The sequence below is a fragment of the Collimonas arenae genome (assembly GCF_001584165.1).
In the GTDB taxonomy this organism is placed as follows: Bacteria; Pseudomonadota; Gammaproteobacteria; order Burkholderiales; family Burkholderiaceae_D; genus Collimonas; species Collimonas arenae.
The window spans coordinates 4,540,617-4,553,838 of record NZ_CP013233.1; the positions used below are offsets into that span (position 1 = coordinate 4,540,617).

The following is a 13,222-nucleotide window of genomic DNA, read 5'->3' on the forward strand; positions in this document are numbered from 1 at the left end:
CATGACCAACACTGCGTTATCCGCACAGCTCGCCAACTGGATCGACAGTCACTTTGACGAAGAAGTCGAGTTCCTGCAACAGATCGTCCGTATTCCAACCGATACCCCGCCCGGCAACAACGCGCCGCATGCCGATGCGGTTGCCGCACTAATGAGCGCCTGGGGATGGCAAGCCGAGAAGCACCCGGTGCCGGCCGCCATGGTCAAGGATTACGGCATGGAGAGCATCACCAATCTGATCGTCCGCCGCAAATATGCCGGTGCGGGGCCAACCCTCGCGCTGAATGCGCATGGCGACGTGGTGCCGCCGGGCGAAGGCTGGAGCAAGCAACCGTATGGCGGCGAAATTGAAAACGGCCGCATCTACGGCCGCGCCACCACCGTCTCCAAAGGCGATTTCGCTACCTATATTTTTGCAGTGCGCGCGCTGGAAGCGCTGGGCGTGCCGCTCAAGGGCGCACTCGAATTGCACTTCACCTACGATGAAGAATTCGGTGGCTTGCTGGGACCGGCCTGGCTACTGGAAAATCAGTTGACCAAGCCGGACCTGGTAATCGGCCCCGGCTTCAGCTACAACGTCGTCACTGCACATAACGCTTGCCTGCAGTTTGAAGTTACTGTGCATGGCAAGGCCACCCACGGCTCGATGCCGGAAACCGGCCATGACGCCTTGCAAGCAGCTACCAAGGTGTTGCAAGCGATCTACGCCAAACTGCCGGATCTGAAAAAAATCAGTTCGGCGATTCCCGGCATTACCCATCCGACCATGATCGTCGGCCGCATCGACGGCGGCACCAACACCAATGTGGTGCCTGGCAAGGTCGTGCTGAAAATGGATCGCCGCATGATTCCGGAAGAAGATCCGGTCGCGGTCGAAGCAGAAGTGCGGGCCATGATCGAAACTGCTGTCGATGGCTTGCCCGGCATTCGCGTCGAAATCAAACGCCTGCTGCTGGCGCGCGCGTTGCGTCCGTTGCCAGGTCACGAAAAACTGCTGGCCAGTGTGCAGGCAAATGCGCTGGCGGTTCTCGGCGAAGCGATTCCGGCTAATGGCTCGGCGCTCTACACCGATGCCCGCTTGTACGGTGAACACGGGATTCCGGTGGTGCTGTACGGCGCCGGTCCGCGTACGCTGATGGAATCCAACGCCAAGCAAGCAGATGAAAACCTGACGCTGGACGATCTGCGCAAGGCGACCAAGGTCATCGCAATGACCTTGCTGGATTTTCTGGCAGCCTAAGATCTGCGCGGGAATCGCCCCGCGCTAGTCGCATATGGCCGTGACGGCAAAACCACCGTAACGGCCAGTCCCCTCTCATCTCCCCTGCCTTTCCCTGCACTGCTGCGCCACCCGCTGAAACGTTGCAGCCATCGCCCTTCCACGCAATAAATTTGCTTCGACTAGGTCGTTGTCTGATAGACATGTATTTAAACGTTTGATAACTTCCGATTCCTCTACTTTTAAGAGGAATCCATTTCCCGGGGACTGCGTCACTTCCCCCTGTCAAACGCTCATGCCAGGCCCACATCCTGCAAATTGTTCCCCAACTGACGATTCCACCGGATTTGTCTGGCGCCATGAGAACGATCGAGCTGCGGCTATCCGAGCATTGTCCCGAATCTTTTTCGGACATCGAACAAGCCCGCTCCCACATCCTTTTACCCAACTAGAAAACTATGGCTTTATCCAAACGATGGCAGCTGTCGGCTTTTGAATACCATGTCGATTTTATTACCGTGCCTGCACTGTTCGCTCTCGCGATCTGGCTCGGTCCGATTTCAATCTGGCAGATTGTTGCCGGCGCACTGTTATGGTCGCTGATGGAATACGGCATACACCGCTTTTTATTCCACAAATATTTCCGCCGCGATCATTGGGCCCACCACGTCAATCCGAGCGAATACATCGGCATTTCAGGACTTCAGGTTGCACTCGCCTACCTGGTCGCGCTGCTGCCGGCATACTGGCTCGGACTGACTTCGTTGTATGCCGGCGTCTTGATTGGTTACATGGCTTACATCACGATCCACTATGTGATGCATCGCCCGCAATCATGGCTGTATCGTTGCATCGGCATGCTGATCAAAAACCACGACATGCACCACCAAAAAGGCATCGAGAAAAATTTCGGTGTCACCTCGCCGCTGTGGGACTGGATATTTTTCAGCTATGCGGCGCCTTCAAGCGCAAGCGCCGGCAAGAATCCGGCCGACGACAAACAGAAATGAGATGCGGGCCGCGTGGTTCAATCCGCTAACACCCGACACACGACGCGACCCGGCCTGCACCAATTCCACTACCCTGCATTGGGGCGGCGACTCCCTTTCCCGTCCCCGCATCCTTCCCGCTCCCGGCAAGCTCGGCGATGTTCGTGTAACATGACCGCTTGTTGCCATACGCAAAATACGCAAGCAAACCCTGCGTTTGCAGCGCGTCCAGCTATTCCTGCCAGCGCACTCCTCGTCGTGCATATTTAACCAAGATTTAATCACGCACAGCCCTCTGTGCAACCTGAGTACCCAATGACAAACACACCCGCAACTTCAGCACCGGAGAAATTGCTCCCGGGCTGGCTCCTATTGCTTGGCGCACTGACCGCCATCGGCTCGCTGTCGATCGACATGTATTTGCCGAGCTTCCCCACCATCGCCCAGCAGTTCGGCGTCGGCAGCAATCTGGTGCAGCTGACGCTGGCCAGCTTCCTGGTCGGGCTGGCGGTGGGCCAGATGTTCTACGGTCCGCTGAGCGATCGCTTCGGCCGCAAGCCGCCGTTGTATGTCGGCATGACGCTGTATGTGCTGGGTTCGCTGGCTTGCATGTTGTCGCATGATGTGACGGCGCTGATCGTATTTCGCTTTCTGCAGGGCTTGGGCGGTTGCGCCGGCATGGTGATCGCCCGTGCGGTGATCCGCGACCGCCTTGGCACCACCGGCGCCGCCAGGGCGTTTTCATTGATGATGCTGGTAATGGGACTGGCGCCGATCCTGGCGCCGCTGATCGGCGGCGCGGTGCTCAAGCTGTGGGGCTGGCGCGTAATTTTCGGCGGCCTGACCGGCTTCGGTTTGTTCTGCCTGATCGCGATCCATTACACGATGCAGGAAACACTCGATCGCCACAAAGCCGAACCGCTGCATCTGGGCCGCACCATCAAACAATACGGCCGGCTGCTGCTGGACCGCCAGTTCGTCGCCTATAGCCTGGTTGGGGGCCTGATTCAGGGCGGCATGTTCGCCTACATTACCGGCTCTTCGTTCGTGTTGATCGAACTGCATGGCATCAAGCCGGAAAATTTCGGCTTCGTATTCGGCACCAATGCAATCGGCCTGATCGCCGCCTCGCAGATCAATGCACGCCTGGTCGGCAAATTTACACTCGACACCATTCTCGGCCGCGCGCTGTGGATACCTGCGATGCTGAGCCTGTTGGTGGCGCTGCTGGTCGCCTGCGGCGTCAACAACCTGCCGATCCTGTTGATCGGCTTCTTCGGCTTCCTCGCCAGCTACGGTTTCATCAGCCCGAATGCGTCGGCGATTGCCTTGTCGCAGCAGGGCAAGCAAGCCGGCACCGCATCGGCCTTGATGGGCACCTTGCAATTCGGTATCGGCATCACTTCCGGCGTGGCGATGAGCCTGTGGCATGACGGCACGGCGCTGCCGCTGATGGTGGTGATGGCAACTTGCGGCCTGGCCGGGTTGCTGTTGCACCACTTCGTTGCGCGGCCGGAACATCGGCGCCTGTTGCGATTGACGATGCAGGCATGAGCGGCTGAGTCGAAGTCAACAATCCACACCTCCTGCAGCGTCGTTCCCGCGTGCGCGGGAATGACGGGGCGCCGAGCTGGGGCGCCGAGCCGGGGGTGCCGAGTCAGGCCACCTGAACCGCGATTTCAAAATCTTGCTTTATTCGTTCCTGCTTGAGGCACGAACGCCGCTTATGCGTAAAATGCAGAATGTTGCTCTGGAATACGCCATTAAAAACATAATGACCAATTGACGCCGTTCCCTCGCCCGCCGTTTTTTCACTTATTTAGATCGTTACCATGCAAGCAGGAATGCTCTACGCCATCGCCTCCTACGTCCTGTGGGGCCTGTTCCCGATTTACTTCAAGGCGCTTGAGGCAGAGGTTCCACCGGTCGATATCGTCGCCCACCGGATCGTCTGGTCCTTCCTGTTCCTGCTGATCGTGCTGACAGTGCGCAAGCAATGGGCCTGGGTCGGGCCGATGCTGCGCCAGCCGCGCGTGATCGGCGGCTTCGTCGCCAGCGCCCTGCTGCTGACCGCCAACTGGACCACTTATATCTGGGCGGTCAACAATAATCACATCGTCGAAGCCAGCCTTGGCTACTTCATTAACCCGATGGTCAGCGTCGCGCTCGGCCTGGTGTTTCTGCACGAGCGGCCACGGCCGCTGCAATGGGTAGCAATCACCATCGCCGCCAGCGCCGTACTGTGGCTAACCTGGCAAGCGGGTCATCCGCCCTGGATTGCCCTGACCCTGGCTGTCACCTTCGGCGGCTACGGTTTGCTGCGCAAGACCGCCAGCCTCGGTGCGCTGCCCGGCCTGGCACTGGAAACCGCGCTGGTGCTGCCATTGGCGCTAGCATTCCTGGCGTACACTTCGCTGCAGGGTCACAACACCTTCAGCAGCGCCTCGACCTCCACCAAATGGCTGCTCGTTGCGGCCGGGCCGATCACGTCGATCCCCTTGCTGATGTTTGCCGCCGGCGCTCGGCGCATTCCGCTGTCGCTGGTCGGCGTGCTGCAATACATCACGCCATCGCTGCAACTGCTGTTCGGCGTCTGGTTGTACGGAGAAGAACTGGATGGCGACCGCCTCAACGGTTTTATCCTCATCTGGTGCGCTTTGGCGCTGTATTCAGCCGAAGGACTGTGGCGAACGTTTAAAATACGCCCAGGCGCGTCGGCCTGAAGGATCGCACTTAACAATTCGCCAACCCCGCGCGCATAGGTTATTCTTGGCAGTTACGGGCCGCTGGTGGTCCGCTCTATTCAACGCATTACTTTTTATTATCACGGCTCCTCATGGCTCAATACGTCTACACAATGAACAAGGTCGGCAAGATCGTGCCGCCCAAACGCCAGATCCTGAAAGATATTTCGCTGTCGTTCTTCCCCGGCGCCAAGATTGGCGTGCTGGGCCTGAACGGCTCCGGCAAATCGACCCTGCTGAAAATCATGGCCGGCATCGACAAGGATATCCAGGGTGAAGCAGTGCCCATGCCGGGCCTGAACATCGGCTACCTGCCGCAGGAACCGCAGCTCGATCCGGAACAGACCGTGCGCCAGGCCGTCGAAGGCGGATTGGGCGAGGCGTTTGAAGCGCAAGCCAAGCTCGACGCGGTATATGCCGCCTATGCTGAGGAAGGCGCCGATTTCGACGCGCTGGCGGCAGAACAGGCACGCCTGGAAGATATCCTGGCTACCGCCGGCGACGGCAATCTGGACCTGCAACTGGAAATGGCCGCCGACGCCCTGCGCCTGCCGCCATGGGACGCCAAGATCGGTGTCCTGTCCGGCGGTGAAAAGCGGCGCGTGGCGCTGTGCCGCCTGCTGCTGTCGAAGCCGGACATGCTGCTGCTGGACGAGCCGACCAACCATCTGGACGCCGAATCGGTCGACTGGCTGGAACAGTTCCTGCAACGCTTCCCGGGCACCGTGGTCGGCATCACCCATGACCGCTACTTCCTCGACAACGCCGCCGAATGGATCCTGGAACTGGACCGCGGCCACGGCATTCCATGGAAAGGCAACTACAGCTCGTGGCTGGAGCAAAAGGGCAATCGCCTGAAGCAGGAAGAAGCCACCGAATCGTCGCGCCAGAAAACCATTGCCAAGGAACTGGAATGGGTACGGCAGAACCCGAAGGGCCGCCAGGCCAAGAGCAAGGCCCGTTTGGCGCGCTTCAATGAATTGAGCGAACACGAATACCAAAAGCGCAACGAAACCCAGGAAATCTTCATCCCGGTCGCCGAGCGACTGGGCAATGAAGTGATCGAATTCAAGAACGTCTCGAAGTCATTCGGTGACCGCATGCTGATCGATAACCTGAGCTTCCGCATCCCGGCCGGCGCCATCGTCGGTATCATCGGCCCTAACGGCGCCGGTAAATCGACGCTGTTCAAGATGATCACCGGCAAGGAACAACCGGACAGCGGCGAAGTGGTGATCGGCACCACCGCCAAGGTCTCGATCGTCGACCAGTCGCGCGATACGCTGTCGGACCAGAAGACCGTGTTCGAAGACGTTTCAGGCGGTGCCGACATCCTCACGGTGGGTCGCTTCGAAATGCCGTCGCGCGCCTACCTGGGGCGCTTCAACTTCAAGGGCGGCGACCAGCAAAAAATCGTCGGCAATCTGTCCGGCGGTGAACGCGGCCGCCTGCATCTGGCCAAGACGCTGCTGCAGGGCGGCAACGTCTTGCTGTTGGATGAACCATCCAATGACCTCGACGTCGAAACCCTGCGCGCGCTGGAAGACGCCTTGCTGGAATTCGCCGGCAGCGTGATGGTGATCAGCCATGATCGCTGGTTCCTGGACCGTATCGCGACGCACATCCTGGCCTTCGAAGGCGAATCGCAAGTCTCCTTCTTCGATGGCAACTACCAGGAATATGAAGCCGACAAGCGCAAGCGTTTGGGAGAAGAAGGCGCCAAGCCTAAGCGTATCCGCTACAAGCCTGTGACACGTTAATTGGTATAAAACAAAAAGGGGAAGCACGGTGTGCTTCCCCTTTTTTTATCTCCTGTGGTTAAGTCAAATATGTTGCCAAGCCAGGATACCCAGCACCACGCTGACTCCCGCCGCACCATAGGCCACCTTCTTCAGCCACTCCTTGCGCGTCAGCAGCGTGATCGCCGCCAGCGAAATCGCGATCTGAATCGCCGTCATCGCTTGCGCCCAGCGATGATGCTGGTGCAACACCTGCTCTGACTTCTCATCCCAGGCGCTGGCTTCTTCTTCCAGTGCCTGTGCCTTCTTCTGCACGACTTCCTTTTCGCTCTTGTAGCGCTGCGCTTCCGCCGCATAATGCGCTGCATCGACGCCTGGAATATGAGTTGCCAGCTCGGCCAGGTTCTGCCGGCTGGATTTGGCCTGGTAGTAGTTCCACTGGTTCGACGCTTCCGTTTTCTTGATGGCGGCGTTGTTCTTGTTCATCGCCGCTTCACTTTCGGTGGAACCGGCCTGGTAGCTGAACAGGGCGCCGATGGTGGCCATGATAGCGGTCATCACGGCGATCTTGCCGGCGAAATTGTCGCCGCTGGCATGCGCGTGTTCGGTCACGTGTTCCAGGTGATGTTCGTGCGGGCTGGGAACTTCGAATTCTTCTGACATGGAAATACTCTAATAGTGAAGTGAATGAAATCGTTGCGATCAATGAATGACCATCGAGACGGCACCCAATCCGAGCCCTCTGCTATCCCTTCTGATCATCAACTGCATCGGCGACACCGGGTCTGCAATTGTCATCAGAATATACAGATTGCCATGGCTGTTCGCCACCACGTCGGCCGGAATGTGGAAGCTGCTGATGCCTTCGTGGTTCTGTTCGGTAAAACGCAGTTCTCCCAATGCCCGTCCGTTCACGGATACCGGAATGACTTGCAACGGGTGTTGCGCCGTCACCAGCGCATGTCCGGATATCTCCAGCGTCAGGTCGCCACGGGTCTGATCAGGCACAGACAACCACACGGCGGCAGCATTGCCATCGGTCCAACGCCCCCAGGTTTCGGGGACTGACCAGTTGCCGATACGGTACAGGTCAGCGTTACCAGTGCTGCGGAAATCGATCGACGTACCGAGCGCGTATGCCGGCGCCGGTTTAGCGGCGGCCTGGCTTGACGCGAATTGCAATTGACTGCACTCGCCACAACGACGCCAGCCTGGCGCCAGCACTTGATAGCCGTCTACTTCACCCATGAAATCATCCGGACCGGCATTCAGCTTCGCCTGTTCCCAGAGGGCGCTGGAAAGCGGATCATGGAAGAAAACATACAAGGTCTGCGGATCGTAGCGGCCTGTGAAAACGGTTTCCGCAGTTTGCCGTTGCACCGCACCGAGTTTGTCCAGATCCACGCGGCAAAGTAGCCGTTATTGATCGACATCCCGTTGTTCGATGCAAAAAGCGACAACGCGAAATATTCCCAGGGATAAGTGAGCGGCAACGCAACGGCAATTCGGCGATAATTTTTTGCTACATGCTGCCAGAAAATCGATTGCACCGGGGAAGTCCAATGATGCTCGCGCATTTCCTTGCGCACCATCTGCGTAGCGCCATTGCTGTCGATCAGCTGCAAAACCAGCAACCCAGCCAGCAGATACGTCAACCCCTTTTTCCCTATGAGTTTGAAGGCGGTATAGAACACAGCGACATAAATCAGATAGAACACCGGCCAGAACATGCGGCCCGATGCCCGGAAAACTGCACTTGGCCATTGCAGCCAGCGCGGAAGTTGGTAGGTAAACAAGTCATAGTCGCCCCATCCGACATAATTGGTCAGCGCAATCGCGGTCAGGGCCAACGCGATCGCAAGCAACGGCAGCAGCGTGCTCCAACGCCACTCAAGTGTGGCCCGACGCTTCCCCGCAACCAGCATCTGGAGCGCCGCGAGAACCAGCAATGCCAGCACGCCGATCCCCAAAAAACTGAACCCGTCGTACTGGCCGCCGCTCCTGGGTTGCTCCGGCAGGATGCTGGACCATCCAGCCAGCGGATCGAACAGCGCCAGCAGGCTCATGCGGTAATAGCCCAATCCAACCGGGGTGCTCAATCCGCCGTGCAGCATGAAATAGCCGGTAACCCACATGACCAGTGCCAGGCAAGCGGCCGCTGACAATCCGTTGAGAAGTGCCGCCTGCAACGATATCTGTTTTTTCAGCCAGCGCTGCAACACGTCCGCACACCAGATGGCCAGCACCATGGCGAGCAGGTAAGCATGCGTCAATGTCGCCACGCATAGCAATCCGATCCAGTCGCGCTGGCGGAAATTTTCCCTGAAATACAGATACAGGCCGGCCAGTATCAGCCAATGCGAGGCCAGCGCGTCGCATTCGATATTGATACGCCACCACAACGGGGGGGCGATGACGAAGAATGCCGTGGCCAGCAATACGGCGCCACGATCGGTTGAAAAAAGCGACAGCAGCTTGTAGGCGAAAATCCCTTGCAACATCGCGGTCAAAGCCAGCCACAGGCCGATGTATTGAAACGGCTCCGGCAGGAGCGACGCAAAGGGTTTGAAAAGGAATGCGAATAACGGCGTCGAATCGGTAAACACAATCGAACTACCCAGCACCTCGCCATAGGCCCAGTTGGCGCCCAACGGAAATTGCAGCAGTGGCGTGTGCCGGAAAAAACTCCAGCCCAGATAATGCTGTGCGAAATCTCCTCGCATCAGCCATTCGGTGTAGGTGGGCCAGACAATAGCGCCACCGGTATAAAACACAAACGCAACAAGGCCGATCAGAGCAGCCCAGAATACCGGGGAAATTTTTCTTATCATGGTGTCGGGAATCATGGGTACGGCGTCTTTGCGCAATGAACGTCTCGATCGGAACGTCCAGAGTGGATTCCCAAAACGAGCCCGCATGAGCGCCGCTGTGCGGCCTCATCTTAGCATTATTGTCGACGGGAAATTAGAGGAAAACCGCGACCACAAATGCAAAAGCCGGCTGGATCAAAGACTTGATCCAGCCGGCTTCGGTTGTTGCCTGCATTCGTTCGCGGGCGCCGCCTGCCGCCCTACGTCATGCACACACCATTAATAGGTGTAGAACATGCGCTGGATTTCCTTGGTGTTGTTGGTCTTGGTCAAGGCCAGCATCAGCAGGATGCGGGCTTTTTGCGCGTTCAGCGTATCGGAAACCACGAAGTCCAGTTCGTCATCGTTGGCTTCGCCGTTACGGGCAACGATGCCTTGGCCGACGCGGCTGGCGCGGACAATGATCACGCCCTTCTTGCGCGCTTCAACCAATGGCGTTTTCATCTGCGCGGCAATGCTGCCGTCGCCGACGCCGGCCTGGATGATGCCCTTGGCGCCGGAAGCGACTTGCGCGTCAAGTGCGGCGCGGGTCATGTTGGCGTAGCCATAGATGATGTCGACTTGCGGCAGCACATCCAGCTTGCTGATGTCGAACTCGGTATCGACCGTATTCTTGCGGGTCGACTGACGGTAGAAGTAAGCCTTGTTGCCCTGGATGTAGCCCAGCATGCCCAGCTCGGTCGACTTGAAGGTGTCGGTGGTCGAGGTGTTGGTCTTGGTGACTTCACGCGCCGCGTTGATCTGGTCATTCAGCGACACCAGCACGCCCTTGCCGATCGCATCCTTGCTGCCGGCCAGCAGGACCGCGTTGTACAGGTTGATCGGGCCATCGGCTGAAATCGCGGTCGAAGGCCGCATCGCGCCGACGATCACCACCGGCTTGCGGCTCTTGACGGTAAGATCCAGGAAGTAAGCAGTTTCCTCAATGGTGTCGGTACCGTGGGTGATGACGATGCCGTCGACATCAGGTTGCGCCAACAACGTATTGACGCGCTTGGCCAGTTTCAGCCAATGGTCGTTGGTCATGCTTTCGCTGGCGATCTGGAATACTTGCTCGCCCTTGACGTTGGCGATTTTCTTCAGCTCTGGGACCGCAGCGATCAGCTTCTCTACGCCGACTGTAGCTGAGGTATAGCCGACGGTGGTGGTGCTGTCAGCGCCGGTGCCGGCAATCGTGCCGCCGGTGGCCAGGATCATCACGTTAGGCAGTTTGGCTTGGGTATCTTGCGCGTGCGCCACGGAAGTCGACAGCAACAACGCGCCGAACATCATCAGCGCATAGGAATTGAGGTTGCGCAGTGTAAGTTTGCGGGTAAACATAAATCTCCTGGTCTGTTAGTAATTTGCAATAACCGGTTCCGGTTACGCGATGCCGACATTCTTCGATGCGTCTTCGCGCAGCGGAACTGTAACGGAAAGTCCACAACTCATCGATGCCATCTATGCATAGGTTTATGCATAACTGTTATATCTCTTGGCAAAATTAATGTTATATAAGCACCATTTACGCAGCGTCGAATGTAATTTTGTTATTAAAATTGCATTTTTAAATAGAAACGGCGGTTTCAACCGTATTGCTTCTAGTTGAAACCACCGTTATCAAGTATGCAAATATCGCGCCACCCATTTACCGGGATTGCTCGCCGTTGCTTCAGGCCTGGCCGACGACACTCTTGGCGCCAACTTCGTGCGTGATATGCACTTCACGCACCGGATAGGGGATCGAGCAGTTGACCGCCGCCAGCGTCGATTTCAACTGCTGCGCCAGCGACCAACGCACCGCCCAGTAGTCGGAAGTGCTGGCCCAGGCGCGGATATTCAGCATGACCGCACTTTCGGCATGATCGGTAACCACCACGAACGGCGCCGGCGTCGACAAGATGCGGCTATCGGCCAGCAACAGCTTTTGCAATGCATTGATCGCCACCACCGGATCATCGTGGTAGCTGATGCCGACCGGGATATCCATGCGGCGCGAGGCGTGACGGCTATAGTTGGTCAGTGCGCTGTTCCACAGCTGGTTGTTCGGCACGAACAGGCAGATGCCGTCGGCCTTGGTCAGCTTGGTAACGAACAGGCCGATTTCATCGACGGTGCCTTCGACCGTGCCGTTACCAACGTATTCGCCAACCTGGAACGGCCGCAGGAACAGCAACATCATGCCCGCTGCGATGTTCTGCAATGTGCCCTGCAATGCCAGGCCGATGGCCAGGCCGCGGCGCCGAGGATGGCGACGATACTGGCGGTCTGCACGCCGAACTGGCCAAGCACCGCAACCAGCGTGATCAGCCGCACCAGCCACAGCAGCACACTGCGCAGCACCGGACGCAAGGTAGCATCAAGATCGGCACGAATCATTACCCGGTCGAGCGCATTAGCAAAGCGCGACGACAGCCACCAGCCGACCAGCAACGTGAAAATCGCCAGCACGGCATTGAGACCATAGTGCAGCGAAGATTCGAGCAGGAAATTCCAGATCGAGGAGAGTTGATTAACGGCGAGTATATTCAAGAGCTGGCTCCTTTTGCTTGTGTGAAATTATGCAGACCTGGTCCGCATACAGAACCCTCTATGTTACCAGCCACTTCAAAAAAAACGCGCCGGACAGTTTTCTGTCCGGCGCGCAACAGTCATGACTAGGGCCTGTTAACATTGAATTTAGGAGCGCAACACCTGCAACCGTTCCCGAAGGGTTCAGGTAAAAACGTGCACTGGCTGCGTTGCATGAGGGTATCGTTACGCAGGCGTGCGGCAGTGTTGCGCGAATTCCCTGCTACACCCTTGCCATCACACGTTTTGACTTGAACACATCTCCCACATTAATTGTTAACAGCCCCTAAGACTGCGGGGAAAAATCATTGACATCGCAAGCGATGCTTGCATCGGCGTCAGAACCGATAACCGACACCCACACCAATCAGCCACGGATCAATCTTCACTCGGCTGATTTGTTCGCCGCCGGCGTAGACATCGCTGCGAATTTGCACCTTCTTCACATCCAGATTGAGTGACCAGTTCTTGTCCAGCTTGTAATCGACACCTGCCTGCAGCGCCAGACCCCAGCTGCTGTTATCCAGACGGCCCGCGCCATTCAACAGATCAACGCTCGAAATGCGGGTGTAATTCACGCCAGCGCCGACATAGGGGCTAAACAGCGCATCAGGCAGGAAGTGATATTGCAACGTCAGCGTCGGTGGCAGATGCTTGAACGTGCCGATCTTCTGGCCATCGAGCGTGACATCCTGCTTTTGCGGATAAGTCAGCACCAGCTCCGCCGCCCAGTTCGGCGTGAAGAAATAGGAAATATCAACTTCCGGAATGGTCTTGTCGTTGACTTGCAAACGATCCGATGCGCCGATGCCGCCAACAGCATCCGACTTGTTCGCAGGTTTCAGGTAGTCGGCGCGCACCCGCACCTGCCACGGGCTTTCCTGCGCCGTAGCGTTACCTGCCGCAAAACCCAATGCCAATACCATCATTGCCAGTACAGTCTTTTTCATTTTTCGCTCCTGTGTATATCCGTGTCGACCTGCACTTTAGCGGCTCGCGCAATAAATTAATTTGATATAAATCAAACGATTCTCAGAGCCTCATCGCCGCAACAACAACAGCACCGGCAGCCAGACCGCGCCGGGTTTGCTACCATATGGCTGATTCGCCT

At 57.5% G+C, this 13,222-nt stretch carries 12 protein-coding genes; 5 read left to right on the forward strand and 7 right to left on the reverse strand.

What is annotated here, in order from left to right; translation table 11 throughout:
• Position 1 precedes the first annotated feature (1 nt).
• The 5 genes from CAter10_RS20815 to ettA all read left to right on the forward strand — a co-directional run bounded on the left by CAter10_RS20815 (position 2) and on the right by ettA (position 6,712).
• The gene (locus CAter10_RS20815) at positions 2-1,240 is read left to right on the forward strand and encodes an ArgE/DapE family deacylase (RefSeq protein WP_061534955.1); all 1,239 of its coding nucleotides are present in this window, start codon (positions 2-4) and stop codon (positions 1,238-1,240) included.
• Between the two features lie 437 nt (positions 1,241-1,677).
• Positions 1,678-2,229 carry a sterol desaturase family protein gene (locus tag CAter10_RS20820; RefSeq protein WP_061534956.1) on the forward strand — a complete coding sequence of 184 codons (552 nt, stop codon included), beginning with the start codon at positions 1,678-1,680 and terminating at the stop codon, positions 2,227-2,229.
• A gap of 294 nt (positions 2,230-2,523) precedes the next feature.
• Positions 2,524-3,762 carry a Bcr/CflA family multidrug efflux MFS transporter gene (locus CAter10_RS20825; protein WP_061534957.1) on the forward strand — a complete coding sequence of 413 codons (1,239 nt, stop codon included), beginning with the start codon at positions 2,524-2,526 and terminating at the stop codon, positions 3,760-3,762.
• 278 nt (positions 3,763-4,040) lie between these two features.
• Entirely contained in the window at positions 4,041-4,931 is an 891-nt protein-coding gene (rarD, locus tag CAter10_RS20830) for an EamA family transporter RarD (RefSeq protein WP_061534958.1), read from the forward strand.
• A 113-nt stretch (positions 4,932-5,044) separates the two neighbouring features.
• Positions 5,045-6,712 (forward strand): energy-dependent translational throttle protein EttA, encoded by a 1,668-nt coding sequence (ettA, locus tag CAter10_RS20835; protein WP_061534959.1) that lies wholly within the window; start codon positions 5,045-5,047, stop codon positions 6,710-6,712.
• A gap of 63 nt (positions 6,713-6,775) precedes the next feature.
• On the opposite strand, the gene CAter10_RS20840 is transcribed toward ettA, so the two are convergent.
• The 7 genes from CAter10_RS20840 to CAter10_RS20865 all read right to left on the reverse strand — a co-directional run bounded on the left by CAter10_RS20840 (position 6,776) and on the right by CAter10_RS20865 (position 13,061).
• On the reverse strand, positions 6,776-7,354 hold the full coding sequence (locus CAter10_RS20840) for a DUF4337 domain-containing protein (protein ID WP_061534960.1): 579 nt from the start codon (positions 7,352-7,354) through the stop codon (positions 6,776-6,778).
• Positions 7,355-7,393: 39 nt separating this feature from the next.
• Positions 7,394-8,071 carry a DUF7024 domain-containing protein gene (locus CAter10_RS23860; protein ID WP_470294998.1) on the reverse strand — a complete coding sequence of 226 codons (678 nt, stop codon included), beginning with the start codon at positions 8,069-8,071 and terminating at the stop codon, positions 7,394-7,396.
• The gene (locus tag CAter10_RS20850; protein WP_128083164.1) at positions 7,960-9,522 is read right to left on the reverse strand and encodes a DUF6311 domain-containing protein; all 1,563 of its coding nucleotides are present in this window, start codon (positions 9,520-9,522) and stop codon (positions 7,960-7,962) included. Before CAter10_RS20850 ends, CAter10_RS23860 begins: the two co-directional genes overlap by 112 nt.
• A 258-nt stretch (positions 9,523-9,780) precedes the next feature.
• Positions 9,781-10,833, reverse strand: coding sequence for a type II asparaginase (locus CAter10_RS20855; protein WP_417924733.1), 1,053 nt, complete (start codon positions 10,831-10,833; stop codon positions 9,781-9,783).
• Positions 10,834-11,212: 379 nt separating this feature from the next.
• Positions 11,213-11,743: a mechanosensitive ion channel family protein gene (locus CAter10_RS24395; RefSeq protein ID WP_335340174.1), complete on the reverse strand. Its 531-nt coding sequence runs from the start codon at positions 11,741-11,743 to the stop codon at positions 11,213-11,215.
• Positions 11,719-12,072, reverse strand: coding sequence for a mechanosensitive ion channel family protein (locus CAter10_RS24400; RefSeq protein ID WP_335340175.1), 354 nt, complete (start codon positions 12,070-12,072; stop codon positions 11,719-11,721). The genes CAter10_RS24395 and CAter10_RS24400 overlap by 25 nt, the downstream gene beginning before the upstream one ends.
• Before the next feature lie 377 nt (positions 12,073-12,449).
• Entirely contained in the window at positions 12,450-13,061 is a 612-nt protein-coding gene (locus CAter10_RS20865; protein ID WP_061534964.1) for an OmpW/AlkL family protein, read from the reverse strand.
• Positions 13,062-13,222 lie beyond the last annotated feature (161 nt).

Bases quoted from the DNA above. Each gene is read 5' to 3' on its own strand.
- CAter10_RS20815 (WP_061534955.1), top strand. From the start codon at position 2: ATGACCAACACTGCGTTATCCGCACAGCTCGCCAACTGGATCGACAGT.
- CAter10_RS20820 (WP_061534956.1), top strand. From the start codon at position 1,678: ATGGCTTTATCCAAACGATGGCAGCTGTCGGCTTTTGAATACCATGTC.
- CAter10_RS20825 (WP_061534957.1), top strand. From the start codon at position 2,524: ATGACAAACACACCCGCAACTTCAGCACCGGAGAAATTGCTCCCGGGC.
- rarD (WP_061534958.1), top strand. From the start codon at position 4,041: ATGCAAGCAGGAATGCTCTACGCCATCGCCTCCTACGTCCTGTGGGGC.
- ettA (WP_061534959.1), top strand. From the start codon at position 5,045: ATGGCTCAATACGTCTACACAATGAACAAGGTCGGCAAGATCGTGCCG.
- CAter10_RS20840 (WP_061534960.1), bottom strand. From the start codon at position 7,354: ATGTCAGAAGAATTCGAAGTTCCCAGCCCGCACGAACATCACCTGGAA.
- CAter10_RS20850 (WP_128083164.1), bottom strand. From the start codon at position 9,522: ATGATAAGAAAAATTTCCCCGGTATTCTGGGCTGCTCTGATCGGCCTT.
- CAter10_RS20855 (WP_417924733.1), bottom strand. From the start codon at position 10,833: ATGATGTTCGGCGCGTTGTTGCTGTCGACTTCCGTGGCGCACGCGCAA.
- CAter10_RS20865 (WP_061534964.1), bottom strand. From the start codon at position 13,061: ATGAAAAAGACTGTACTGGCAATGATGGTATTGGCATTGGGTTTTGCG.